The following is a 25,393-nucleotide window of genomic DNA, read 5'->3' as shown; positions in this document are numbered from 1 at the left end:
CCGCGACGACACCCGCTCTGGCGCACCACACATCCCGAGGGGAGCAAGCGTTGAGCGTTCTCACGACGGGCGCGGCGCTGCGGATCGACGGCGTCAGCCGGGTCTTCGGCGGCGGCGCAGGCCAGGTCCGCGCACTGGACGACATCACGCTGGATGTCCGGCCCGGTGAGTTCGTCTGTCTGCTCGGAGCATCCGGCTGCGGCAAGTCGACCCTGCTCGGGCTGGTGGCCGGCCTCGACCGGCCCACGACGGGCACGGTCGACACCGGCGGGCGCCGGGCCGGGATGATGTTCCAGGATTCGGCCCTGTTGCCCTGGCTGACCGCCGGGGGCAACGTCGAGGTGCCGCTGAAGCTGCGCCGGATGCCGAAGGCGGCCCGGGAGGCGAGAGTCCGCGAGCTGCTCGCGATGGTCCGCCTCGCCGGGCAGGCGGACCGGCGTCCGCACGAGCTGTCCGGGGGTATGCGCCAGCGGGTCAGCCTGGCCCGGGCGTTCGCCCAGGAGGCCGACATCCTCTGCATGGACGAGCCGTTCGGGGCGCTCGACGCGATGACCCGCGACCTCCTCCACGACGAGCTGGAGAGGATCTGGCGCGAGACCGGCATCACCGTCCTGTTCGTCACCCACGACGTGCGGGAGGCCGTGCGGCTGGGGGACCGGATCGTCCTGCTCTCCTCCCGTCCCGGCCGGGTCGCGGAGGTCTTCGACGTCGCGATCGACCGCCCGCGCCGCATCGATCAGCCCCAGGTCTCCGAGCTGGCCGCCGCCGTGACGGCACGGCTGCGAGAGGAAGTCGCCCGTCATGGCCACTGACACCGACACCGGCGTGCCGTCGCTCCGGACGCCGGGCCGGACGTCGGACGGGACTTCGGACCAGACCCTGGCAGGCCTCGACGCGCTCGACATCCCGGTGGGTGAGCAGCGTCCGCTGGCGCGCCGCACATGGTCCGCGACGTGGCCGAAGGTCGCCGCGTTCGCGCTGTTCCTGCTGCTCTGGCAGGCGGTCGTCTGGTCGGGCTGGAAGCCGACCTACGTGCTGCCGGGCCCCGACGAGGCCCTGCCCGAGTTCTTCAGCCAGCTCGGCACCGCCGACTTCTGGGACGCGCTCGGCCGAACCCTCAGCCGTGCCGGCCAGGGCTACGCGCTCGCGGTGGTCATCGGCGCGGCTGTCGGGCTCGCGGTCGCGCGCTTCGCGCTGCTGCGGACCGCGGTGGGGTCGTTCATCACCGCGCTGCAGACGATGCCGTCCATCGTCTGGTTCCCGCTCGCGATCCTGCTGTTCCAGCTCAGCGAGTCGGCCATCATGTTCGTCGTCGTGCTCGGGGCCGCCCCGTCGGTGGCCAACGGTGTCATCTACGGCGTCGACTACGTCCCGCCGTTGCTGGTCCGGGTCGGGCGCAGCATGGGGGCGAAGGGCTTCGCGCTCTATCGGCATGTCGTGGCCCCGGCGGCGCTGCCGTCGGTGCTCGCCGGGCTCAAGCAGGGCTGGGCGTTCGCGTGGCGCAGCCTGATGGCCGGCGAGCTGATCGTCATCGTCCCCGGCCATCCCTCGATCGGCGCCAACCTGCAGAACGCCCGCGACCTTTCGGACACCGTCGGTGTCATGGTGTCCATGCTGACGATCTTCGTCGTCGGCGTGGTCGTGGATGCCGTCTTCAACGCCCTCGACCGGCGGATGCGGCAGCGAAGAGGCCTGCTGGCCGAAGGCTCGGCCGCGGTCAAGGCGGCCCGTGGGCCCCGGCGACCCGGCCCGGAGGCGGTCGCTGGGCCGGGTGCCGAGCCGGGTGGCGGGCACCTGCCGGCACCCGCCGGCGGCGCCGAGGGCCCGTCCGGTACCGGGGTCTGACCGGCCGCCGTCGCGCGACCTGGGCTGCCCGGCCACCCAGGTCCGCGGGGCCACCGAGCGCCGCTTGGCGCTGCGGGCTGCAAGATAGTGCCATGCAGATCTCCGCCCGGGCCGACTACGCACTGCGGGCCCTGCTCACGCTCGCTGCCTCGGACGGCAACCTCGTCAAGGGGGAGACCCTCGCCTCGGCACAGGACCTCCCCCTGCGTTTCCTGGAAAACATCCTCACCGACCTGCGGCGCAGCGGCCTCGTGCAGAGCCGCCGCGGTGCCGACGGCGGCTATCAGCTCTGCCGCCCTGCGGAGGACATCACGATCGCCACGGTGATCCGGGCGACCGACGGCCCGCTGGCGAGCGTCCGCGGCCGTCCACCGGAGACCGCGCACTACGAGGGCGCGGCCAAGCATCTCCAGGACGTCTGGATCGCGACCAGGGTCAACCTGCGCCGGGTGCTGGAAGCCGTGACCCTCGCCGACGTCGCCAGCGGGAAACTGCCGGACATCGTCTGTGAGCTGCGGGAGGATCCGGACGCATGGACCACCAGATAGGCAGGGGCCACCAAATGGCCAGAGGCCACCGGACGGCCGTGGGCCACCACACAGCCGTGGGGTACCAGACAGTCGTGGGGCGCCAGACAGTCGTGGGGCGCCAGACAGTCGCGGGCCAGCAGCCAGCTCGGTGATCGGGTGGCCTTCTCGTGGTTCACACAGGGCACCGACCCGGCTGTCGGCCGAGCCGTCGACCCGGCTGCCGGCGGGGCTTCGGGCCCGAACGGCGGAAGGCCGCTCGAAGCCGTGGTCTTCGACTGGGGCGGCACACTGACGCCGTTCCACGACGTGGACCTGCTCGACCTGTGGCGAATGGCCGCCATCGAGATCTCTCCGGCGCACGCGGATGAGATCACCGCGATCCTGGCCGGGCTGGAATCAGCCTGGTGGCGGGGCCGGGAGGGCGCCGACGGGCTGTCCGGGAACGGTGCCCAGGACGGGATGACCGGCTCGGTCACCGAGCTGCTCGCCGAGGCCTCGGCCCGGCTGGGTGTCGACGTGGCCGCCGCGGTGCTGCAGGCCGCCACCCGTCGTGACCTGGCGGCGTGGACCCCGCACACGATGTGCGACCCCGAGGCGTTGCTGCTCGTGCACCTCGTTCGCGCCCGTGGCCTGCTCGTCGGCCTGCTGACGAACACCCGCTGGCCACGGCTGTGGCACGAGCGGCTGCTGGAGCGGGACGGCCTGCTCGGCCTGTTCCACGCGCGGGTCTACACCAGTGATCTTCCGTTCGACAAGCCGCATCCGATCGCGTTCCAGGCTGTGCTCGACGCGCTCGGGCTGGTGGATCCGTCCCGTGTTCTCTTCGTCGGCGACCGCGTGCAGACCGACATCCGTGGTGCCCGAGCCGCCGGCATGCGCACCGTCCTCGTCGCGGATGGCCGGGGCGGTCTCGGACCGGGCGGTCTCGGACCGGGTCGGACGGAGCTGGCCGGACCGGCTCGCCCGAATCCGTTTGCCGATCCGATTCCTCGGGATGACGAGGGACGTGCCGGGGGACAGCGGCCTGTCGCCGCGGACGCGGTCATCGCCCGGCTCGGACAGCTTCTCGACGTCCTCGACGCGTTCGGGGCGGCCAGGCCGGGGACGCCGCCACCGCGCTGATTCCGGACGCCTGCCGTCCGACGACCAGCATTCCTCGACCAGCCTCCGTGCGGCGATCGGCTCCGTGCGGTGATCGGCTCCGTGCGGCGAGCGGGCAGCGCTGCCGGATGCCTGCCTGCCGAGCGGCCGCTCAGCGGCCGGGAAAGGCTGCGGTCACGGACGCCGGGGCGACACCGGCGGCGAGCCGGGCTCGCTGCCCCCGCAGCGTCATGGCGACCAGTGTGTCGACGGCCATTCCCCGGTCGGCACCGGTGAGAACGTCCACCGCGGCGAGGGCGGAAACGGCTGACTGGTCCTCGATGCGGGCGAGGAGGTCGAGTGATCCGGCGACACCCGCGGGCTCGACCGGCAGCTGATAGGCGGCGAGCGCCGGGGGAGGCGTCGCTCCGCGTGTTCTCAGCATCGCGACCAGGGAGTCCCGCAGAGCCCGGTGATCGTCGAGGGCGGTCCGGGCCAGATCCCGAGCGGGGCGGGCCGCGTCGCCCAGCGGGGCGAGTACGCCGCCCGCCGCGGCGGCCGCGTAGACGGCGGCGTGCGCCGAGGCCAGCATCGACGACAGTGCCCTGGCCTGCGGGTCGGGTGCCCCCGAGGCCGCGACCCCGGTGGTGGCGGTCACCGGGCCACCGTCGGCTGCGCCTTGCCGATGAGCTCCGCGTGCGCCGACTCGGCGGCGCACAGGCTCGCCAGCAGCCCCGCCAGGCCCGTGCTCGCGGTGAGGCAGCCGGCCCGGTGCGCGGCGGCGGTGGTGCCTTCGAGGGCCGCGAGGGTGGTGAGCGTGGCGGCCTGCGTCTCGGATGTGTCCGCTGGGGCCGCGGTGTTCGGCACAGGATCCCCGGTGGACGTCGTGGGTGCTGTCGCCGCTGCCGCGGATGTCGTGGGCGCGCCGACGCCGGGCAGCCCGAGGGCGGCCAGATCGCTGGCATGGTCGGCGTGATGCGCGCGGATCGTGCGCAGTGTCGTGGCGAGCCCGGGATGGCGGCTGATCGCGGCGTCGTAGGCGGTCAGCAACTCGGCTTCCCGCTGGTGGGCAGCAGCGGCGGCCGCGACGTCGGCCGGGTTCGCCGTCGGTGTCGGGGCCACCGGGTCCGAGCCGGTGCAGCCGGCCGAGGCGAGAAGGACCGATGCTCCGGCGCCGACCAGCGGGACGGCGGCCAGGATCGCCCGGCGCGACGGACCGGAACCGGCTGCTGTGGGCACGGCAGGCAGCTTCGCACATGGGCGGCCCGGTGCCGGCCCCGCGGTCGCACCGCCGGGCCGGTCCGGTCGCCGGACCGGCCCGAAATTGGAGAGGCCCGTCGGCAGACGTAGGCTAAGGATCTCGACTGTGTGACGCTCGACGCTTGACCCGGCGGGCGCGCGCACGCGGGGCGACAGCGCGTCGGGGCTGGCGACAGTGCATCTGGGCTGGCGACAGTGCATCGGGTCCCCATCGCGTCCGGGCGGCATCCGGGGCGAGGGCGCATCCGAGGGTAATGTGGCTGCTTTTGCGCCGCCGCGGTCGGTCGCCGGTGGAACAGGCCGCGGGCAGAGGCGCCGCGTCGGTGGGGGAAGGGACAGGCTAGGTGGCTAGGGCGGGAAACTCCGGCCGGGCGGAGGTCCGTCGGCCGACGGCGTCGTCCCGGGGCACCGGCAGGGCACAGACCGCCGGCGGGTCGCCGGCCGCAGGCGAGAGCCGGGCGGCGGCGGACGCCATCCGCGCCCAGCTGCGCGGTCGGCTCGAGCCAAGGCTGGCCGCGGCGGGTTTCGATCTCGAGGACGTGACCGTCGCGCGGGCGGGTTCGCGCAGTGTCGTCCGAGTCGTCGTCGACCGCGACGAAGGTATCGATCTTGATGCGGTCGCGGATGCGAGCAGGATCGTCTCGGCGGCTCTCGATGAGGACGAGCAGGGCTCCGCGGCCGAGCCGGGCGATGCGGCGGGTGCCCGCCCGCCGTCGGGGTCCGGCGCCGGTCCGCTCGGCGGGCCCTACGTCCTTGAGGTGACCTCGCCCGGGGTCGACCGCCCGCTGGTGGAGCCGCGGCACTGGCGTCGTGCGGTCGGCCGGCTGGTGCTCGTCCGCCGCGCTGACGGCAGTGAGGTCGAAGGCAGGGTGCTCTCCGCCGGTGACGATGGTGCTGATCTGGCGATCCCGACCGGCGTCGCTCGCCGTGGCCGCCCGGCGCGCACCCGGCTGGAGCGCGTCGTCTACAGCACTGTCACCCGGGCGACGGTGCAGGTCGAGTTCGGCGCGCCCGCCGGCTCCGAACCGGGCGGTTCGGGTGAGAACGAGGGCGAGGCCGCGACCGGATCGCATGCCGCGGACCTGGAGCCCGAGATCGAGGACGTCGACGATGTCGATGACCTTGATGACGTCGAGGACCTTGACGACTTCGAGGACGTTGAGGACCTCGACGACTCCGATGCCGCCGACGAGGCTGTCGAGCACCTCGGCGCGGACGGTGCGGATCCCACCGACGGGACAGCGGACACCGACGAGACAGCGGAAGATCATGATGCCGTGGGCGCGGAAGCGGGCCGCGGCGGCCGGAACAGCAAGGAGATGAACCGGTGAAGCTCGACGTCGCTGCGCTGCGGGGAATCGAGCGCGAGAAGGAGATCGCCTTCGAGACGCTCGTCGAAGCGATCGAAACCGCGTTGTTGACCGCCTACAAGCACACCACCGGCTCCGCTGACGATGCTCGGGTGGTGATCGACCGGACCAGCGGTGAGGTGGCCGTCTTCGCCCGCGAGAGTGCTCCGGACGGCACCTCGCGCGAGTGGGACGACACGCCCGCGGACTTCGGTCGGATCGCGACGATGACCGCGAAGCAGGTCATCATGCAGCGTCTCCGGGAGGCGCAGCAGGAGGTGACCTACGGCCAGTACGCCGACCGGGAGCATGAGGTCGTCTCCGGGGTGGTGCAGCACCACGAGCAGCGCGCGGGCTCCCGGGTGGTGCTGGTCGACCTCGGCACGGTCGAGGGCGTGCTGCCACCGGCCGAGCAGGTGCCCGGTGAGCGGCTGGAGCACGGCGACCGGATCAAGTGCTACGTCGTGCATGTGTCGCGAGGAGCCCACGGCCCGACGGTCACCCTCTCGCGGACCCACCCGGAGCTGGTGAAGGGGCTGTTCCGGCTCGAGGTTCCCGAGGTCGCCGACGGCACGGTCGAGCTCGCGGCGATCGCGCGCGAGGCCGGCCACCGCACCAAGATCGCGGTGCGTTCGAAGGCGCCGGGGGTGAACCCGAAGGGCGCGTGCATCGGGCCGATGGGGAGCCGGGTGCGCGCCGTCATGGCGGAGCTGCACGGCGAGAAGATCGACATTGTCGACTGGTCGGCGGATCCCGCGGCGTTCGTCGGCAGCGCGCTCTCACCGGCGAGGGTCTCGAAGGTCGAGGTCACCGACCTGGCGAATCGTTCCGCCCGGGTTGTCGTGCCTGACTACCAGCTGTCGCTCGCCATCGGCCGGGAAGGGCAGAACGCCCGGCTCGCGGCGCGGCTCACCGGTTGGCGGATCGACATCCACTCCGACACCGAGGGGAACCCGGACCGTGCGGACCAGCCAACCGGGGACGCCACGCCCCGGCACAACGGATCCGGGACAGGGCCGCGGAGGTCCTCCACGGCGGGGGGCCACTCTCGGGGCGCAACGGGATAGACTTATCATGGCGCGCCGTGCGGAGCCGACTCCTCATGTGTCCCCAGCCCGAACCGCGATCTCCGGTAGCACGATCTCCGGAACCGCGATCCCGGTAGGGCCGGTTCGTACCTGTGTCGGTTGTCGGGCCCGGGTGGCGCGGTCGGACCTGTTGCGTATCGTCGTGGTAGGTGGGGAGCTCCTCCCGGATGTTCGCCACCGGATGCATGGTCGGGGTGCGCATGTGCACCCCGATCCGGGCTGCGTCGATCTCGCGGAGCGCCGCAAGGCGTTCCCGCGGGCGCTGCGGGTTCCCGGGCCGCTCGGGCTGAACCAGGTCAGGGCGTACCTGGAACTGCGCACGCGCAACACAGGCATGTAGAACAGTGGTACGGGCTACACGCGCCAGCATGGAGTCCGGTGTGACAGCGGAGCGGTACCCGTTCCGGAGGTTTCGGTTCGGGTGGCTCGCGCCGGAAGGCGACGCCAGATCGACGTCGACAGGGAAGCAGGTCGAGACAGCGATGACCGCGCAGTGAGAACGCAGCCATGATCACGACCAGCAGGTAACGAGGTCACGCGGGCATGGACCGCGGGCCGAACGAAGGAGCACCGTGGCAGGAAAGGCCCGCGTACATGAGCTCGCGAAAGAGCTCGGCGTCGACAGCAAGACCGTGCTCGCCAAACTGAAGGATCTCGGCGAGTTCGTTAAGTCCGCCTCGTCCACCGTCGAGGCACCCGTAGTCCGCAAGCTCAAGGAAGCCTTCCCCGCGGAAGGCTCCGCCTCGCCCGCACGCCCCGGCCCGCGGCCTGGTAACGGCGCTCGGCCGACCCCGCCGCCCCGTCCGGGTCCGATGCCCGGTCGTCCCGGCCCGCGGCCCGGCCCTGCCGGTCGCCCCGCTCCGGGCGCTCCGGGTCGTCCTGGCCCGATGCCCGGCATCGCGAGGCCGTCCGCGCCAGCGGCCACGCCGCCCGCGGCGCAGCCCCCGGTGGCGCAGCCGCCGGTCGCCCCGCCGTCCGCGCCGCTTCCCCAGCATCCCCGCCCCATCGCGGCGTCAGCAGCCCCGCCTGCGGCGCCGTCCGCGCCTGCCGCGCCGTCCGCGCCAGCCACCCCGCCCGGCGCTTCGGCGCCGCGTCCGGGCCCGGCTGGCCCGACGGCCGGCGGTCCCCGGCCCGGCCCGGCTCAGCCTCGCCCGAGGCCCGGCGGTCCCGGCGCGGGTGGCGGTCCTCGCCCTGGCCCGCGGCCCGGTCCCCGGCCCGCGGGTGCGGGTAACAACCCGTACACCACTCCGTCGGCAGGCCCGCGTGCCGGCTCCGGCCAGGGCGGTTCGCCCTCGGCGCCGCCGCGTCCCGGTGCTCCGCGCCCGGGTGGCCCGCGCCCGGGTGGCCCGCGCCCCGGCGGCCCGGGTGGTCCCGGTGGTCCGCGTCCGTCGCCGAACCAGATGCCGCCGCGTCCCGGTGGCTCCGGCGGTGGTCCCGGTGGTCCGCGTCCGTCGCCGAACCAGATGCCGCCGCGTCCCGGTGGCTCCGGCGGCCCGCGCCCGAACTCGAACATGTTCCAGCCGCGTCCGGCGGGCGGTGCTCCCGGCCGTCCCGGTGGCGGCGGTGCTCCCGGCCGTCCCGGTGGCGGTGGCGGTGGCCCGCGTCCCGGTGGCGGCGGTGGCGGCTTCCGTAGCGGCGCCCCCGGTCGTCCCGGTGGCGGCGGCGGTGGCGGCGGTGCTCCCGGTCGTCCCGGTGGCGGCGGCGGTCCCGGTGGCGGCGGGCGTCCGGCTGCCGGTGGTCGTGGCCGCGGCGGAACGACGGCCGGTGCCTTCGGTCCCGGCGGTCGCGGGCGTCCCGGCCGGCAGCGCAAGTCCAAGCGCGCGAAGCGGCAGGAATGGGAGAGCGGGCTTGAGGCGCCGCGCATGGGGGCGATGGTCCCGCGCGGCAACGGCCAGGCGATCCGGCTTCCTCGCGGTGCGTCACTCGCCGACTTCGCGGACAAGATCGACGCGAACCCCGGTGCGCTGGTCCAGGTGGTCTTCACCCAGCTGGGTGAGATGGTCACGGCGACCCAGTCCTGCACGGACGAGACGCTGCAGCTGCTTGGTGTGACGCTGGGCTACGACGTGCAGATCGTCAGCCCCGAGGACGAGGACAAGGAGCTCCTGGAGAGCTTCGACCTCTCCTTCGGCGGCGAGTACGGCGACGACATCGAGCTCTCGGCCCGGCCCCCCGTGGTCACGGTCATGGGTCACGTCGACCACGGAAAGACCAAGCTGCTCGACGCGGTCCGCTCGACGGACGTCGTCGGCGGCGAGGCCGGCGGCATCACCCAGCACATCGGTGCCTACCAGGTGCGGGCGACCGTCGACGGCAACGAGCGTCCGATCACCTTCATCGACACCCCGGGTCACGAGACCTTCACCGCGATGCGTGCCCGTGGTGCGCAGGTGACCGACATCGTGGTCCTCGTGGTGGCGGCGGATGACGGTGTGAAGCCGCAGACGATCGAGGCGTTGAACCACGCCCAGGCGGCCGGCGTGCCGGTCGTGGTCGCGGTGAACAAGGTCGACAAGGAGGGCGCGGACCCGGCGAAGGTCCGCGGCCAGCTCACCGAGTACGGCCTGGTGGCGGAGGAGTACGGCGGCGACACGATGTTCGTCGACGTGTCCGCCCGTAACCGGACCGGTATCGACGAGCTGCTCGAGGCGGTCGTCCTGACCGCTGACGCCTCCCTCGACCTGCGCGCGCCGACCGGTACCGAGGCTCAGGGTGTGGCGATCGAAGGTCGCCTCGACCGTGGGCGCGGCCCGGTGGCGACCGTGCTGGTCCAGCGCGGAACCCTGCGGGTCGGCGACTCGGTCGTCGCCGGCGAGGCCTTCGGCCGCGTCCGGGCGATGCTCGACGAGAACGGCGCCCAGGTGGCGGAGGCCGGCCCGGCCCGGCCCGTGCAGGTGCTCGGTTTCACCAGCGTTCCCGACGCCGGTGACAACTTCCTCGTCGTGCCCGAGGACCGGGTCGCCCGGCAGATCGCGGAGCGCAGGCAGGCCCGCGAGCGCAACGCCGAGCTGGCGCTGAGCCGTGGCCGCCCGACGCTGGAGTCGATCCTCGAGCGGATGAAGGAGGGCGAGAAGACCCAGCTCAACCTCATCCTCAAGGGCGATGTGTCGGGTTCGGTCGAAGCCCTCGAGGACGCTCTGCTCAAGATCGATGTCGGCGACGAGGTCGGCCTGCGGATCATCGACCGCGGTGTCGGTGCGATCACCGAGACCAACGTCATGCTGGCGTCGGCCTCGGAAGCGGTCATCATCGGCTTCAACGTCCGGCCGCAGGGCAAGGCGACGGAGCTGGCCGACCGCGAGGGTGTCGAGGTCCGCTACTACTCGGTGATCTACCAGGCCATCGAGGACATCGAGAACGCCCTCAAGGGCATGCTCAAGCCGGTGTACGAGGAGGTTCAGCTCGGCACCGCCGAGGTGCGCGAGGTCTTCCGCGTTCCTCGGGTGGGCAACGTCGCCGGTTCGCTCGTCCGTTCCGGCATCATCCGCCGCAACACCAAGGCCCGGCTCATCCGGGACGGTGTCGTGGTCGCGGACAACCTCACCATCGAGTCGCTCAAGCGCTTCAAGGACGACGCGACCGAGGTTCGCGAGGGCTACGAGTGCGGTATCGGTCTCGGGTCGTTCAACGACATCAAGATCGATGACGTGATCGAGACCTTCGAGCAGCGGGAGGTTCCCCGCACCTGATCCGACGAAGCCGGTGCCGGTCGAACCCGTATACGCGGGTTCGACCGGCACCGGGACGTCGCCCGACAGGTCGCGGAAAGATCATGTGGATCGGGAGTCTGACACTGGACATCCTTCTCGGGGACGTGCATTCCCTGAAGGAGAAGCGGTCGGTGGTTCGGCCGGTCGTCGCGGAGCTTCGCCGGCGGTTCGTCGTCAGCGTCGCGGAGACCGGGAGCCACGATCTGCACCGTCGAGTCGAGATCGGGGTCGCCGTCGTGGCCGCGGACCGGGCGCACTGCGCGGACGTGCTCAGCGCCTGCGAGGACCTGGTGGCCGGGCGCCCTGAGCTGGAAATTCTCTCGGCGCGGGTGCGCTACCTGTCCGATCAGGATGCCGACGGCATGACCTGCTCGGAGACAGCCCTGTCCTAGGACGCCTCCGGGCGGTCATCCAGGCTGCTGGCGCATCTCCGCCGCGGTCCGCCTGCCCGGAGCAGCCGAGTAGGCAGTGACCCGGGGTAGGTAGGAAATGGTGGGTGTCGACCGTGGTCAGGCCGGGCACCGTGGTGTCCGCCGCCCAGGTCGACCGGGTGAGTGAGGGAGGTGGACGGTGGCTGATCCGGCTCGTGCGCGTCGATTGGCGGTACGCATCCGTGAGGTGGTCGCGTCCACGCTGGAGCGCGGTGTCAAGGACCCCCGTCTCGGGATGGTGACCATCACGGACGCCCGGGTGACGCCGGACCTGGTGGACGCGACGATCTTCTATACGGTCTACGGCGACGACGAGGCCCGGCAGGCCTCGGCCGCGGCGCTGGAGTCGGCCAAGGGCATGCTGCGCAGCCAGGTCGGTCGGGCGACCGGCGTCAAGGTCACCCCGACGTTGACGTTCGTGCACGACCGGCTGCCGGACGACGCGCGGCATCTGGAGGACCTGCTCTCCGTGGCGCGCCGGCGCGACGCGGAGCTGGCCCTGGCCCGGCAGGACGCCCAGCCCGCGGGTGAGCCGGACCCCTACCGCCGGCCCCGTGAGATCGACGATCTCGACCTCGCCGACGCCGGCGCTGATGCCGACACCTTCGCGGACGGGCTGGACGAGGACGATGCCGGGAACGCCGTCGTCGGCTTCGACGAGGTCGCCGGGGAGGACCGCGAGGCCGTGCGCCGGGAGTCGGCGTCATGACCGTCATGTCCGCGGGAACGGGCCCGATGGGCGCTGGTACCGGGGACACGGACCGCACTGGTGCCGCTGCCACTGTCGGTGCGACCGCTGCTGCCGGTGCCGGTGCTGGCGCGGTCGGCGCCGGCGAGGCCTTCGGCGCGGCGGTCCGGGCATTGCGCTCGGCCGCGGACACGGGTGCGCCGGTGCTGTTGCTGGCGCATGTCAACCCGGACGGTGACAGCCTCGGGTCGGCCATCGCGCTGGGCCTGGCGTTGCGCCGCCTGGGCGCACGACCGCGGGTCTCGTTCGACGCGGAGCCGTTCGTCGTCCCTCGTACGCTGCGTTTCCTTCCCGGTCAGGATCTGCTCGTCGCGCCGGGCGACCTCGACAGCCTCGGCACCGCCGCGGCACTGGTGGTGACCCTGGACGTCGGCAGCGAGGAGCGGCTGGGCCGGCTGTCGCGACGGCTCGCCGGCGCACGGTCCCTCGTCGTGGACCATCACGCCTCGAACACCCTCTTCGGAGAGGTCAACTTCGTCGATCCGGAGGCGGCGTCGACCAGCGTCCTGGTCACCCGGATCATCGACGCGCTCGGGGCGGAGCTCGACCGGGACATCGCCGCGGCGGTCTACACGGGCCTCGTCACGGACACCGGCTCGTTCCGCTTCGCGGCGACGACGCCCGCGGTCCACGAGCTGGCTGCCCGGCTGCTTGCCACCGGGATCCGCCACGACCAGATCTGCCGCACGCTGTGGGACACCCACCGGTTCGGCTATCTCAAACTGTTGGGCCAGACCCTGGAACGGGCGCGGCTCGAGCCGGAGCTCGATCTCATCTGGACCTGGTGCACCGAGTCCGATCTGCGCCTGGCCGGGATCGGTTACGACGAGATCGAGGCCGTGATCGATACCGTGCGTACGGTGTCGGAGGCCGAGGTCGCGCTCGTGTGCAAGCAGGACGGCGGGATCTGGAAGCTGTCGGTGCGCTCCAAGGGCGCGGTGGACGTCGGTGCGTTGTGCACCACGCTCGGCGGCGGCGGGCATCGCTTCGCCGCCGGGGTCTCGTCCTCGGAGTCGTTGGCGGCCACGATGGACCGGTTCCGCGAGGAGCTCGTCCACGCCCCGCGGCTGAGCCGGTGAGCGACACGCCACCGCCCGCACCGCCAACGCCGCCCGCGCCGCCAACGCCGCCCGCGCCGGCCACTCCGGCGACTCCGGACGGGCTCGTCGTCGTCGACAAGCCGGCCGGCTGGACGTCGCACGACGTCGTCGCCCGCTGTCGGCGCCTGCTGCGGACCCGGCGTATCGGCCACGCCGGGACTCTTGATCCGATGGCGACCGGTGTGCTCGTGCTGGGCGTCGGGCGCGGTACCAGGCTGCTCGGCCATCTGGCCCTGACGGCGAAGGTCTACGAGGCCACGATCAGGCTCGGGCGGACCACCACGACGGACGACGCCGAGGGCGAGCCGGTCGCCGACCGGCCGGTCGAGGTCGGCGCGGGCGAGCTCGCGGCCGGGATGGCGGCGCTGACCGGTGTGATCGACCAGGTTCCGTCCAGCGTCAGCGCGGTGAAGGTCAACGGTGTACGGGCCTACGCGCGGGTCAGGGCCGGCGAGGACGTGGTGCTGGCGGCTCGGCGGGTCACCGTGAGCCGTTTCGAGCTGCTGGCCCGTCGTGGGACCGACCTGGACGTCGTCGTGGCCTGTTCGAGCGGCACCTACATTCGTGCTCTCGCGCGTGATCTGGGCGCCGCGCTCGGCTGCGGCGGCCACCTCACGGCGCTGCGCCGCAGCGAGGTCGGGCCGTTCGGCCTGGCGGCCGCGGTCGGCCTCGACGAACTGGCCGAGCGGGGTCCCGCGGCGGTCGTCCCACTGGGAGCGGCGGTCGCGGCGGCGTTCCCACGCCGCGATGTCGATCTCGATCAGGCGCGTGATGTCGCTCACGGTCGATGGTTGCCTGCGCTAGGTCGTTCCGGCCCGTATGGCGTCTTCGGGCCGGACGGTGCGGTCCTGGCGTTGTTCGAGGATCGAGACGAAACAGCCCGGCCCGTCGTCGTGTTCGCGCCGGCGTAGGCGTTCGACTCGGCGCGCAACGGCCCGTCGGCACGGTCCCCGATGGCCGCCGCCGTGGTCACCCCGTTGCCCCGAACGGCGATCGAAGATCGACTCGCGATGCCCTAGGCTTCGGCAGGTGCGACGTTGGCGCGGAGTGGAGAACACCCCCCAGGACTGGCCGGGGGGAGTCGTCACCATTGGCTTCTTCGACGGTGTTCACCTGGGGCACCGCCGGATCGTGGGCAGGGCGGTCGAGCTCGCGCGCCAGCGCGGGCAACGGTCGACGGTGCTGACCTTCGACCCGCACCCGGCGGAGGTTCTCCGTCCCGGCACCCATCCCGCCCAGCTGACCACGCTGCGGTACAAGGCGGAGCTGCTGGCCGCGATCGGCGTCGACGCGCTGTGCGTCGCCCCGTTCACGCTGGAGTTCAGCCGGATCCCGGCGGAGGAGTTCGTCCGCCAGGTTCTGGTGGGGCGGCTGCGCGCGACCGCCGTGGTGGTGGGGGAGAACTTCACGTACGGCCACCGGGCGCTCGGCAATGTGGAGAGCCTGGCTCGCGACGGGCAGGCGGAGGGCTTCGAGGTGGAGGGCATCGGGCTCGTCCGCGCGGACGAGAAGGTGCTCTCCTCGACCGAGATCCGGCGGCGGGTGGCCGCTGGGGACGTCGAGGGCGCCGCGGCGGCGCTGGGGCGGCCGCACCGGGTGGAGGGCGTCGTCGTGCACGGTGACGCGCGCGGCAGGACGATCGGCTACCCGACGGCGAACCTGCAGTGCGCGCCGTGGTCCGCGATTCCTGACGACGGCGTCTACGCCGGTTTCGCGAGCTGGTCCGACCAGCGCCGGGCCGCCGCGATCTCGATCGGGACGAACCCGACGTTCGAGGGGCGGGACCGCCGGGTCGAGGCGTTCCTGCTGGACTTCGACGGCGACCTTTATGGCGAGTACATGACCTACGAGTTCACCCGCAGGTTGCGTCCCACTCTGCGGTTCGACTCCGTCGACGAGCTTGTCGAGCAGATGGGGCGAGATGTGGACGCGACCCGGTCGGCCACCCTGCCCGTCTGACAGTGAGGCTTTTCCGTCGCACGGTCCCCGATCGAGGAGGCCGCGGGTCCGCGTCGACGACGGAAAGCGCTCGGTCGGTGTCCGGGCGGCCCGCCAGGGGTTGATAGGCTTGCCCTTCAAGCGGGAGCGGTGTGTCCGGTGACGGCGTGCCGAATGGTTGGCTCGCGGCGGTTGCTGATGGTTCACAGCTTGTTTTGCGTGGTGCACCTGGTGGTGCCCGGTCCACTGCGGGGGAGCCCTGCGGTGGAGACACTGCGGTGGAGACACCGAGGGTGGGGCCGGGTGCAGGTGGTGGTGCGCAGCGTGGCTGATGGCGCTCAGCTGTCGTCGAGGTCCGGCGATCGTAGGGGCGGGTTCGGTGTGGTGCCGATGGCCCCGGGGGTCGGTGGGCGTGGGGCGACGGTTCGCCAGGCCTACACCGGCAGGAGGCTCGGGTGCAGAAGACCCCGGGCGCGCGCCGTCCCAGACGAGGAACGAGGTGGAGCGTGCCGCTCTCAAGCGACGTCAAGCAGAAGATCATGTCGGACTACGCCACGGTCGAACGGGACACGGGTTCGCCCGAGGTCCAGGTGGCGATGCTGACCCGTCGCATCAGTGACCTGACCGAGCACCTGAAGGTCCACAAGCACGACCACCACAGTCGACGCGGGCTGCTGCTGCTCGTCGGGCGCCGGCGCCGCCTGCTGAACTACCTGGCGAAGACGGACATCAACCGCTATCGCGCACTGATCGAGCGACTCGGTCTGCGTCGATAGCAAACAAGAGGGAGCGCCCGGTGGCGCTCCCTCCGGCGCATCCGGGGTAGGTACCGGGGCGTCGGGCCGCCGGCGGCGATCGGGCCGCCCGGCGGCCGCAGGACCTGACCGGGTCCGCGCGGCATGAGTCGCCGGTCCTCGGTCGTGGCCGCCCGAGCGGTGCCAGCGGTAGCGGTGCCGGGCCCGGGAGACTTCGACTGAGCACCGGCATCCTCGATGGCGCGGGCACGGCCCACGAAGAGGATGGAGTATCGAGTGGACGACTCGACACAGGCGGCCGAGGCGGTCATCACGACGCCGGCCGGGCCCCGCACGGTGCGGTTCGAGACCGGCCGGCTGGCCCGGCAGGCGGCCGGTTCGGTGGTCGCCTACCTGGGCGACACCATGGTCCTCTCGGCGACGACGGTGAGTCGGTCGCCGAAGGAGCAGCTGGACTTCTTCCCGCTCACGGTTGACGTCGAGGAGCGGATGTACGCGGCGGGGCGCATCCCCGGTTCCTTCTTCCGCCGGGAGGGCCGCCCCAGCGAGGACGCGATCCTCACCTGCCGGCTCATCGACCGGCCGCTGCGGCCCTCGTTCGCCAAGGGGCTGCGTAACGAGATCCAGGTCGTCGCGACGGTGCTGGCGCTGGACCCGGAGACCCTCTACGACGTCGTCGCGATCAACGCGGCGAGCGCGTCCACGATGCTGGCGGGGCTGCCGTTCAGCGGCCCGATCGGGGCGACCCGGGTCGGTTTCGTCGACGGTGAGTGGATCGCCTTCCCGACCCACGCCGAGCTCGAGCGCGCGACGTTCGACATGGTCGTGGCCGGCCGGGTGCTGGAGGACGGCTCCGACGTCGCGATCATGATGGTCGAGGCGGAGGCCACGCCGGGAACGGTGGGCCTGCTCGCGGGCGGTTCGCCCGCGCCGACCGAGGAGGTCGTCGCGGCCGGTCTGGAGGCCGCGAAGCCGGCGATCCGCGAGCTGTGCCGGGCCCAGAGCGAGCTGGCGGCCGGCACGGCCAAGCCGCAGCGCGACTTCCCCCTGTTCGTCGACTACCACTCCGACGTGCTGGAGTCGCTGACGGCGGCGGTCGGCGAGGAGCTGGCGGCGGCGCTGCGCATCGCCGGCAAGGCCGAGCGTGAGGCGGAGCTGGAGCGGGTCCGCGTGCTGGCCGTGGAGAAGGTCTCCGGCCAGTTCGAGGGGCGCGACAAGGAGATTGGCCCGGCCTACCGGGCGCTGACCAAGAAGCTGGTCCGTTCCCGGATCGTCGCGGACGGCGTGCGCATCGACGGCCGTTCCACCACCGAGATCCGAGAGCTGTCGGCCGAGGTCGACTACATTCCGCGGGTGCACGGCTCGGCCCTGTTCGAGCGGGGCGAGACGCAGATCCTCGGCGTCACCACGCTGGCGATGCTCCGGATGGAGCAGACCGTCGACACGCTCAACCCGGAGCGCACCAAGCGGTACATGCACAACTACAACTTCCCGCCGTACTCCACCGGTGAGACGGGCCGGGTGGGCTCGCCGAAGCGGCGCGAGATCGGCCACGGCGCGCTCGCCGAGCGGGCCCTGCTGCCGGTGCTGCCGGACCGCGAGGAGTTCCCCTACGCGATCCGCCAGGTCTCCGAGGCGCTGGGCTCCAACGGCTCGACCAGCATGGGCTCGGTGTGTGCCAGCACGCTGTCGCTGCTGAACGCCGGTGTGCCGCTCAAGGCGCCGGTGGCCGGCATCGCGATGGGGCTGATCCAGGAGGGCGACACGTTCGTCACCCTGACCGACATCCTCGGAGCCGAGGACGCCTTCGGTGACATGGACTTCAAGGTCGCCGGCACCCGTGACTTCGTGACGGCGCTGCAGCTCGACACCAAGCTCGACGGCATCCCCGCCTCGGTGCTGGCCGGTGCGCTGCAGCAGGCGCGGGCGGCCCGCCTGACGATCCTGGAGGTGATGGCCGAGGCCATCGGCGCGCCGGACGAGATGTCCACGCACGCGCCGCGGGTCATCTCGGTGAAGATCCCGGTCGACAAGATCGGTGAGGTCATCGGGCCCAAGGGCAAGATGATCAACCAGATCCAGGCGGACTCCGGCGCCGAGATCACGGTCGAGGACGACGGCACGATCTACATCGGCGCCGCCGACGGGACGTCCGCCGAGACCGCCCGTTCGGCGATCAACGCGATCGCCAACCCGCAGATGCCCGAGGTCGGCGAGCGTTACCTCGGTACCATCGTGAAGATCACCAACTTCGGTGCCTTCGTCTCGCTGACGCCGGGCAAGGACGGCCTGCTGCACGTCAGCAAGCTCAAGCAGCTCGCGGGCGGCAAGCGGGTGGAGAAGGTCGAGGACGTGCTGTCGGTCGGCCAGAAGCTGCAGGTGGAGATCACGGAGATCGATGCCCGGGGCAAGATCAGCCTGGCGCCTGGCGCGGAGGCCGTTGACGCGGTTGCCGCCGAATCCTGAGTCACCCCTGTGTCCGCGGGGGTCCTCCTCCTGACAGGAGTGTTGTGACGGAGACGGATCTGTCCACGTCCGACGAGCGCACGCCGGCTCCGCGCGGGTCGGAGGTCACCTCCGCCCCGTCGCCGGTCCGTGTCGCCGAACTGCTCGCCGCCGGATCCGGGCCCGAGGAGCTGCTGGCCGGCACCGTGCGCCGCACGGTGCTGCCCGGCGGCCTGCGGGTCATCACCGAGAAGGTGCCCGGTGTCCGGTCCGTGGCCATCGGCGTCTGGGTGGGGGTCGGCTCCCGCGACGAGACCCCGCTGACCGGCGGCTGCTCGCACTACCTGGAGCACCTGCTCTTCAAGGGCACCCCGAGCCGGGACGCACTGTCGATCAGCGCTGCCATCGAGGCGGTCGGCGGCGACCTGAACGCGTTCACGGCGAAGGAGTACACCTGCTACTACGCCCGGGTCCTCGACTCGGACCTGGACCTCGCCGTCGACGTCGTCTGTGACATGGTCGCCAACTCGCTGGTGACCGCGGACGACGTCGAGGCCGAGCGTGGCGTGATCCTCGAGGAGATCGCCATGCACGAGGACGATCCCGGCGACGTCGTCCACGACGTCTTCGCCGACGCGGTCCTCGGGTCCTCGGTGCTGGGCCGGCCGGTGCTGGGCACGGTCGACACGATCGGGGCCCTCGGCCGGGAGACGATCTTCGACTACTACCGGGAGCGCTACGCCCCGCCGTCGCTCGTGATCTCGATCGCCGGGAACCTCGAGCACGACCGGGCCCTGGACCGGGTGGTCCGGGCGTTCTCCGACCACCTCGGCGGGTCCGCGCGGCCGCAGGACGTCCGCCGCGGCCAGTATCCCTTCCCGCCGCCGCCGGGCATCGTCGTGGACCGGCGGCCCACCGAGCAGGCGCATGTCGTGCTCGGCACGGTCGGTCTGTCCCGGCACGATCCGCGGCGCTACGCGCTCGGGGTGCTGTCGACGGCGCTCGGGGGCGGCATGAGCTCGCGGCTGTTCCAGGAGGTCCGGGAGAAGCGGGGCCTGGCGTACTCGGTCTACTCGTTCGACAACCAGTTCGCCGACGCGGGCCTGTTCGGGGTCTACGCGGGCTGCACACCGGGCCGGGCCGACAACGTGCTGGAGATCTGCCGCGAGCAGGTGCACCAGATCGCCGAGCACGGCATCACCCAGGAGGAGCTCGACCGCGCCCGGGGCCAGAACCGCGGGGGCCTCGTGCTCAACCTGGAGGACACCGGGTCGCGGATGAGCCGGCTGGGCAAGAGCGAGCTGGTGCACGGCGAGCTGCTGTCGGTGGACGAGGTGCTCGCCCGGGTCGAGGCTGTCACCCTGGACGACGTGCGGGCGCTCGCGGGCGAGCTGGTGGACCAGCCGTGGGCGCTGGGCGTCATCGGCCCGTTCGACGACCACGATTTCAGCGCCGCCGTCGCCCGCTGACCACGGCGTGGCGCGTGCAGGACACCTGGTGCCTGCAGGACACATGAGGGGCATGAAGTGATCGCTGTCGGTGTGCTCGGATCCCGGGGCCGGATGGGTGCCGAGGTGTGCCGGGCTGTTCGCGAGGCTCCCGATCTGGAGCTGGTCGCCGAGATCGACGCCGGTGACGACCGTTCCGGGCTCGCGAAGGCCGACGTGCTGGTCGACTTCACCCACCCCGACGCGGTGATGGACAACCTGCGGTGGGCGGTGGAGAACGGCGTCCACTCGGTGGTCGGCACGACCGGCTTCGACGACGACCGCCTCGCCACCGTGCGCGGCTGGCTGGGCCCCGATCCGTCGGTCGGGGTTTTCGTGGCCCCGAACTTCGGTATCGCCGCCGTTCTGATGATGCTCTTCGCGGCCCGGGCGGCGCCCTACTTCGAGTCCGTGGAGATCGTCGAGCTGCATCATCCCGGCAAGGCCGACGCGCCCAGCGGGACGGCGCGCCGCACCGCCGAGCTCGTCTCGGCCGCCCGGCGCGCGGCCGGGCAGGACCCGGCGGGGCCGGACGCGACGACCTCGGCCCTCGACGGGGCCCGTGGTACCCGGGTCGCCGGCGTCCCGGTCCACGCGGTCCGGCTCGGCGGGCTCGTCGCGCATCAGGAGGTCCTGCTCGGTGGTTCCGGGGAGACCCTGACCATCCGGCACGACTCGTTGGACCGGGCCTCGTTCATGCCGGGTGTGCTGCTCGCGGTGCGCCACGTCGCCGATCACCTGGGTCTCACGGTGGGCCTGGAGGCCCTGCTGGACCTCGGCTGACCGGTACGGGCGTGGGTGTCGCGAAGCCGTCACCCAGTCCGCTCTCTGCCCGACCCGGTACGGATGGATAAGTTTCGGGTGTGGCGCGACATACAGGTGGCCGGGCGGCGAACGCCGGAACCGTTTTCGGTATTGACCTGGGGACGACCTTCAGCTGCCTGGCGACCGTCGCGAGCTCCGGCGATCCCGAGGTCGTGCCGCTGATGGACGGGTCGTCCACGCTGCCCAGCGTGGTCCTCTTCGTCGGTCAGAACGACTACATCACCGGGGAGACCGCCCGGCGGCTCGCCCGGGCCCGCCCCGATGACGTCTGTTCGCTCGTCAAGCGCCGGATGGGCGACCGTGACTGGCGTTTCGTGACGCACGGGGCCGCGTGGTCGGCGCCCGCGGTGAGCGGGCTGATCCTCAAGGCACTGGTCTCGGATGCCGGCCTGACCGTCGGCGAGCCGGTCCGTGATGTGGTCATCACCGTCCCCGCCTACTTCGGTGACGAGGAGCGCAGGGCGACGGTGCTGGCTGGGGAGTACGCCGGCCTGAACGTCGTGGATGTCATCAACGAGCCGACGGCCGCCGCGCTGTCGTACGGGTTCGCCCGTTTCGAGGTCGCGGGCCGGCGGACACTCGCCGGGCCGGGGGCGCTCGCCGAGGAGGTGGCCCTCGTCTACGACCTCGGCGGCGGGACCTTCGACGTGACCATCGTCGAGCTCGCCGACCGCAGGGTCTCCGTCGTCGCCACCGACGGTGATCATCAGCTCGGCGGGGCGGACTGGGACGAGAAGATCGTCCTCTTCCTCTCCGACCGTTTCCTGGCGGCCCACCCCGAGGCCGACGACCCGCTGGACAACGGTGAGGCGGCCCAGGAGCTGTCACTCGCCGCCGAGCGTGCCCGCCGGGAGCTGACGGAGGCCGAGTCGACCGTGGTCACGGTCAGCCACGGCGGCAGGTCGCTGGACGTCACCCTCACCCGGGACGAGATGGAGAGCCTGACCGCCGGCCTGCTCGACCGCACCCTCGCGCTGACCCGGTCGGCGATCGACGCCGCCCGTGAGCGGGGGGTCCGCGGTGTGGACCGGGTCCTGCTCGTCGGCGGGGCATCGCGGATGCCGGGCGTCGCCCGTCGCCTGGCCGCGGAGCTGTCCGTGCCGGTGGAGCTCACCGATCCCGACCTGGCCGTCGCCCGCGGTGCCGCCATCTACGGCCAGAAGAAGGCGATGGAGCGTCTGGTCGCCGCCGATCTGGTGACCCGCGGCCAGCTGGTCGACGGGGCCTCGGTGGACACCGCGGCGCCAGCCGACCTGGACGCCGCCTGCCGCCGGCTGGCCGACGCGCTCGGCCTGCCCGCCGACCGGGTCCGGCGGACGGTCGAGGTCCAGGTCGTCAACGTGGTGTCGCGGGGCTTCGGGGTGCTGGCGCTGGACCGGTTCGGTGACCAGCGCGCGGTCTTCCTCGTGCACCGCAACGACCGGCTGCCGGTTGCCGTTCGCCGGCTGTTCGGCACCGTCCGCGATGATCAGGACGCGGTGATGGTGCATGTCGTCGAGCAGGCCGGCGGAGTGGAATCCACCCGGATCGAGGACAACAAGATCATCACAAATGCGGAGATCATCGGGATTCCGCCGGGCTATCCTGCCGGAACCCAGATTGAAATCATGTTCCGCATGGGCTTCGACGGCATCCTGGAGGTGACCGCCCGGCACGAAGGGCTCGCCGACCAGCCGTTGACCGTCCGCATCGAGACCTCGGCCGCGCTCAGCCAGGCGGACGTCGCCCGCGAGCGTGAGCAGGTCGCGCGTGCCCGCCGGGAGCGGGGCCTGGACCGGCCCGCCACCGGTGGTCCGGACCCGCTGCGCAAGAAGCCGCAGGACGGGGACTCCGGCGGGCTCGGCGGGCTCGGCGGGTCGCCGGGCTGGCCGTAAGCCGCCGTCAGAGCGTCACGTCTTCAACAGGGAGTCCGCGGTGCTGCCCTTCGACTCGAACGACTACCGGAGCCGGGTGCTCGCCGCGGTCCACGCCCGCGGCGGTGCCGAGCAGAGCGACCCGTTCGAGATCTACGACATCCCGATCGAGGAGGCCGCCCGGCTCGGCGACGCCGAGGTCCGGGCACGCATCGACGAGGTCTGGGCGTTCTGGCAGCGCAGCCGGGACCATCCCCGCTACCGCGGTGTGATCATCGCGCTGCTGGGCCTGCACGGTGAACTGTCCGCGGCGCTGCGCACGACGGCCGCCCGCACGGAGCTCGCCGGACGGGTCACCGCCGCCCGCACTGCCCGGGACGGCGAGCGCTTCGCCGAGCTCGACGCCGCCGTTCGCCGGCTGGTGAGCCGCTTCGGCGGCCTGCCCGAGGACAAGATCGCCGGGCTGCGTGCGCTGGCAGCCACGCATGGCATCGACGACGCGGCGTTCGAGCTGCGCATTCGCCGGCATCGGCGGCTCCCCGCCGGCACGGCGGAACGAGCCACGGCCACGTCGGCCCGCCGGCCGGTGTCGGCCGAGGTGATACGCCAGGTGCGCGCCGATCTTGACGAGCTTGGCCGGATCGTCGGAACCACCCCGCCACGAAGCCTCTTCGACCTGCTCGGGGTCACGCCGGAAAGCAGCCGGGAGGAGATCCGCGCCGTCCGCGACGCCGCCGCGGCGCGCAACCGCGAGCGTCGGCCGGACCGGCGCCGCGCACTGCTGGACGACCTGCTCACGGCGGCGCGGGCGCTGCTCGTCGACGGCGACCCCGAGGCCTATCTCGACGCCCTGGTCGAGCCGGTCAAGGCGGTGCTGCGGCCGCGGGTGGCCACCGCCGTGCTGATCGAGGACCGCCTGCTCGCCACGGCCGCGGCCGAGCTCGTCGCCCAGGCCGTCGCCGAGGGCCTCGACCAGGGCCGGGCTCGCGCGGTCGTCGCGGATCTCGCCCGCGAGCACGGCGTGGAGCCACCGGAGACCGGGCGCCTGACGAGCCCGTCGCGCCCGTCGCGTCCGGGAAGCGGTGCCGCGCAAGGTGGGTGGACGGGCGGTGGGCCGGCCACGGGTGGCTCCGCGGGAGCGGCCGAGACCACCGGCAGTGACGCGCCCACGCGCGACCGGCCAGCCTCCCGACCGGTGCCGGCCCGGGCCAGCGACTGGCAGGCCCTGCTGTCGCGTGCCCGCGCCGAGCTGCGGGCGGGGCGGCCGATCGCGGCCAGCGGTGAGATCGCCCGGGCCCGGGAGCTCGCAGGCGAGACGCTGCCACCGATCAGGGCGCTCGACGACGAGGTCGAGCGGGTGATCCGGGACGCCGGTGAGCGCTGGCAGGCCATCATCGCCGAGCTCACCGCGAACCGTCACCGCGCGGCGCTGGGCCTCGTCGAGGCCCTTGCCCGCCTCGCCGCCGACGTGCCAGGCCCCGGTGGGCGGCTGCTCGAGGAGGTGCGGGCGCTGGCGCTCGACCAGTGTGCCCAGGCGGACGAGCTCGTCCGCCGGGCGCGGACGTCGGTCGGCCCGGACCGGGTCCGGCTGGTCCGGGCGGCGGTGGCCCTGGTAGCGGACCACGAAGAGGCACTCGCCCTGCTGGCCGAACCCGCGGCCGGCGCCGCCGGCCCGGGCGCCCAGAGCGGTGGAACCGGGTCGTCGACCGCGGGCTCGCGAGCAGAGACATCCACCGGCCCGGCGCCATCCACCCGACAGCCATCCACCCGACAGCCGTCCACCGAACAGCCGTCCACCGAACAGCCATCGGCGGAACCGCTGCCGGTGCAACCGCTGTCGGCACAACCACGGCCCGCCGAAACGCCACCTGCCGAGCCGGCGTCGGTCGAACCGCCGACCGGCGTGGCCGCTAGGTGGGACGGGTCCTCCGTGGTCATCAGCTGGCGGCGGACAGTAACTCCTGGTGATGTCAGTTATCGCATCCGCCGGATCACGGCGGACGGGAAGGCTCGGGCGGTGGGCGTCACGCCGGCCACTGTCATCGAGGACGGCGGGGTGTTCCGCGGTTCGTCGATCCCTGAATACGAGGTGATCGCCGGCATCGGCGGAGTGTGGTCGAAGCCCGCGAGATGGCCCGACCCCGCCGACCCCGCCGGCACCGCCGGCACCGCCGACGCGGCCGGCACCGCCGGCACCGCCGACGCGGCCGGCACCGCCGCTCCGGCCGACGCGGGCACGGCCGACGCGGGCGCTGCAGGGTCGGGCGCTGCAGGGCCGGGCGCGGCAGAGCAGCTCCGGAGCGAGACCGGCGGTTCCGCGCAGGGGTCGGTTGATGGCGCACCGCCCGACGGCGGAAAGGCCGGCGCCGCCGTGTTCGAGGTGCCACCGCCGGGACCGCGCACAGCGGCCGACGAGATCGGCCCGGCCTCCGACCTGCGAATGGAGGGCGGCCGGTTGTGCTGGACCTGGCCGGCCGGGTGCACCGAGATGATGGTCACCGCCCGTGCGGACCTCCCGCCCGCCGGCGCGCAGGAACTGGGCGCCACCACGCGCAAGATCACCAACACCCGGTATGACATCGATGGCGGCTTCCTGCCGCCGGACGTCCGTCCACTGCATGTCGCCCTGTTCGCCTGCGTGCGGGAGCGCGGTGAGCTGGTGGTCGCGGGCGCCGCGGCCGGCCGTGTCCTGATCGATGCGAGCGGCGGCCTGACCGTCGTCGGGCCGGGTTCCGCCGTCGCGGTGCGGACAGCCCCGGCTGGCGGCGTCGTCGGGGCCGGCAGCGGCAGCGGGAGCGGGAGCGGGAGCGGGAGCGGGGCTGGCTGACGCCCGCACCGGCTGGTACCGACCGGTGCCGCTGTAAGGTTGGGATCGTGTTCTTCTTTTCTCGACATCGGTGATCGCCGCGCTTCCAGGGTCCGATGAGCGCGCGAAGAGATCGCGTGCCA

The 25,393-nt window shown here is 72.7% G+C and carries 21 protein-coding genes; 19 read left to right on the top strand and 2 right to left on the bottom strand.

Features of this window, described 5'->3' with window-relative positions; all coding sequences use genetic code 11:
* The first annotated feature begins 50 nt into the window (after positions 1 to 50).
* The 4 genes from ACG83_RS05460 (at position 51) to ACG83_RS05445 (ending at position 3,497) form a co-directional block, all read left to right on the top strand.
* Positions 51 to 812 carry an ABC transporter ATP-binding protein gene (locus ACG83_RS05460; RefSeq protein ID WP_054564983.1) on the top strand — a complete coding sequence of 254 codons (762 nt, stop codon included), beginning with the start codon at positions 51 to 53 and terminating at the stop codon, positions 810 to 812.
* The gene (locus ACG83_RS05455) at positions 802 to 1,845 is read left to right on the top strand and encodes an ABC transporter permease (protein WP_054564982.1); all 1,044 of its coding nucleotides are present in this window, start codon (positions 802 to 804) and stop codon (positions 1,843 to 1,845) included. Before ACG83_RS05460 ends, ACG83_RS05455 begins: the two co-directional genes overlap by 11 nt.
* Positions 1,846 to 1,937: 92 nt before the next feature.
* Positions 1,938 to 2,393, top strand: coding sequence for an Rrf2 family transcriptional regulator (locus ACG83_RS05450; protein WP_006545460.1), 456 nt, complete (start codon positions 1,938 to 1,940; stop codon positions 2,391 to 2,393).
* 138 nt (positions 2,394 to 2,531) lie between these two features.
* On the top strand, positions 2,532 to 3,497 hold the full coding sequence (locus ACG83_RS05445) for an HAD family hydrolase (RefSeq protein ID WP_054564981.1): 966 nt from the start codon (positions 2,532 to 2,534) through the stop codon (positions 3,495 to 3,497).
* A gap of 130 nt (positions 3,498 to 3,627) precedes the next feature.
* Here the strand turns inward: ACG83_RS05445 and ACG83_RS05440 are convergent, their stop codons facing one another.
* Both ACG83_RS05440 and ACG83_RS05435 read right to left on the bottom strand, forming a co-directional pair.
* Positions 3,628 to 4,113, bottom strand: a complete 486-nt coding sequence (locus ACG83_RS05440) for a DUF4439 domain-containing protein (protein WP_200931272.1) — start codon at positions 4,111 to 4,113, stop codon at positions 3,628 to 3,630.
* Positions 4,110 to 4,694 (bottom strand): hypothetical protein, encoded by a 585-nt coding sequence (locus tag ACG83_RS05435; protein WP_054564980.1) that lies wholly within the window; start codon positions 4,692 to 4,694, stop codon positions 4,110 to 4,112. The genes ACG83_RS05440 and ACG83_RS05435 overlap by 4 nt, the downstream gene beginning before the upstream one ends.
* A 365-nt stretch (positions 4,695 to 5,059) precedes the next feature.
* Between ACG83_RS05435 and rimP the strand changes: the two genes are divergently transcribed.
* The 15 genes from rimP (at position 5,060) to ACG83_RS45245 (ending at position 25,271) form a co-directional block, all read left to right on the top strand.
* Positions 5,060 to 6,046: a ribosome maturation factor RimP gene (gene rimP / locus ACG83_RS05430; protein ID WP_054564979.1), complete on the top strand. Its 987-nt coding sequence runs from the start codon at positions 5,060 to 5,062 to the stop codon at positions 6,044 to 6,046.
* Entirely contained in the window at positions 6,043 to 7,131 is a 1,089-nt protein-coding gene (gene nusA, locus ACG83_RS05425; protein WP_054564978.1) for a transcription termination factor NusA, read from the top strand. Before rimP ends, nusA begins: the two co-directional genes overlap by 4 nt.
* 7 nt (positions 7,132 to 7,138) lie before the next feature.
* Positions 7,139 to 7,492: a YlxR family protein gene (locus tag ACG83_RS05420; RefSeq protein WP_083473027.1), complete on the top strand. Its 354-nt coding sequence runs from the start codon at positions 7,139 to 7,141 to the stop codon at positions 7,490 to 7,492.
* 232 nt (positions 7,493 to 7,724) lie between these two features.
* Positions 7,725 to 10,841, top strand: a complete 3,117-nt coding sequence (gene infB / locus ACG83_RS05415) for a translation initiation factor IF-2 (protein ID WP_054564977.1) — start codon at positions 7,725 to 7,727, stop codon at positions 10,839 to 10,841.
* An 83-nt stretch (positions 10,842 to 10,924) separates the two neighbouring features.
* Positions 10,925 to 11,254, top strand: a complete 330-nt coding sequence (locus ACG83_RS05410; RefSeq protein ID WP_006543553.1) for a DUF503 domain-containing protein — start codon at positions 10,925 to 10,927, stop codon at positions 11,252 to 11,254.
* Positions 11,255 to 11,432: 178 nt separating this feature from the next.
* Positions 11,433 to 12,002, top strand: coding sequence for a 30S ribosome-binding factor RbfA (gene rbfA / locus ACG83_RS05405; RefSeq protein WP_054564976.1), 570 nt, complete (start codon positions 11,433 to 11,435; stop codon positions 12,000 to 12,002).
* Positions 11,999 to 13,120 carry a bifunctional oligoribonuclease/PAP phosphatase NrnA gene (locus ACG83_RS05400; RefSeq protein WP_054564975.1) on the top strand — a complete coding sequence of 374 codons (1,122 nt, stop codon included), beginning with the start codon at positions 11,999 to 12,001 and terminating at the stop codon, positions 13,118 to 13,120. The genes rbfA and ACG83_RS05400 overlap by 4 nt, the downstream gene beginning before the upstream one ends.
* Positions 13,117 to 14,052 carry a tRNA pseudouridine(55) synthase TruB gene (truB, locus tag ACG83_RS05395; RefSeq protein WP_054564974.1) on the top strand — a complete coding sequence of 312 codons (936 nt, stop codon included), beginning with the start codon at positions 13,117 to 13,119 and terminating at the stop codon, positions 14,050 to 14,052. Before ACG83_RS05400 ends, truB begins: the two co-directional genes overlap by 4 nt.
* 118 nt (positions 14,053 to 14,170) lie before the next feature.
* Positions 14,171 to 15,100 carry a bifunctional riboflavin kinase/FAD synthetase gene (locus tag ACG83_RS05390; RefSeq protein WP_054564973.1) on the top strand — a complete coding sequence of 310 codons (930 nt, stop codon included), beginning with the start codon at positions 14,171 to 14,173 and terminating at the stop codon, positions 15,098 to 15,100.
* 485 nt (positions 15,101 to 15,585) lie between these two features.
* Complete coding sequence (rpsO, locus tag ACG83_RS05385) at positions 15,586 to 15,855, top strand: 30S ribosomal protein S15 (RefSeq protein WP_006543548.1); 270 nt, start codon at positions 15,586 to 15,588, stop codon at positions 15,853 to 15,855.
* A 255-nt stretch (positions 15,856 to 16,110) separates the two neighbouring features.
* Positions 16,111 to 18,300, top strand: a complete 2,190-nt coding sequence (locus ACG83_RS05380) for a polyribonucleotide nucleotidyltransferase (protein WP_054564972.1) — start codon at positions 16,111 to 16,113, stop codon at positions 18,298 to 18,300.
* Between the two features lie 44 nt (positions 18,301 to 18,344).
* Positions 18,345 to 19,748, top strand: a complete 1,404-nt coding sequence (locus ACG83_RS05375) for a pitrilysin family protein (protein WP_054564971.1) — start codon at positions 18,345 to 18,347, stop codon at positions 19,746 to 19,748.
* 57 nt (positions 19,749 to 19,805) lie between these two features.
* Entirely contained in the window at positions 19,806 to 20,549 is a 744-nt protein-coding gene (gene dapB / locus ACG83_RS05370; protein WP_054564970.1) for a 4-hydroxy-tetrahydrodipicolinate reductase, read from the top strand.
* 80 nt (positions 20,550 to 20,629) lie between these two features.
* Positions 20,630 to 22,465, top strand: coding sequence for an Hsp70 family protein (locus ACG83_RS05365; protein WP_054564969.1), 1,836 nt, complete (start codon positions 20,630 to 20,632; stop codon positions 22,463 to 22,465).
* 40 nt (positions 22,466 to 22,505) lie between these two features.
* Complete coding sequence (locus ACG83_RS45245; RefSeq protein ID WP_054565442.1) at positions 22,506 to 25,271, top strand: hypothetical protein; 2,766 nt, start codon at positions 22,506 to 22,508, stop codon at positions 25,269 to 25,271.
* Positions 25,272 to 25,393: the final 122 nt, after the last annotated feature.

Source organism: Frankia sp. R43 (genome assembly GCF_001306465.1).
Taxonomy (GTDB): Bacteria; Actinomycetota; Actinomycetes; order Frankiales; family Frankiaceae; genus Parafrankia; species Parafrankia irregularis.
Note: the sequence above shows the minus strand (reverse complement) of the source record. Positions and strands in the feature narration are given on the sequence as shown.

Coding starts and splice junctions, on each gene's coding strand:
- ACG83_RS05455 (WP_054564982.1), top strand. CDS start 802: ATGGCCACTGACACCGACACCGGCGTGCCGTCGCTCCGGACGCCGGGC.
- ACG83_RS05450 (WP_006545460.1), top strand. CDS start 1,938: ATGCAGATCTCCGCCCGGGCCGACTACGCACTGCGGGCCCTGCTCACG.
- ACG83_RS05420 (WP_083473027.1), top strand. CDS start 7,139: ATGGCGCGCCGTGCGGAGCCGACTCCTCATGTGTCCCCAGCCCGAACC.
- ACG83_RS05410 (WP_006543553.1), top strand. CDS start 10,925: ATGTGGATCGGGAGTCTGACACTGGACATCCTTCTCGGGGACGTGCAT.
- ACG83_RS05400 (WP_054564975.1), top strand. CDS start 11,999: ATGACCGTCATGTCCGCGGGAACGGGCCCGATGGGCGCTGGTACCGGG.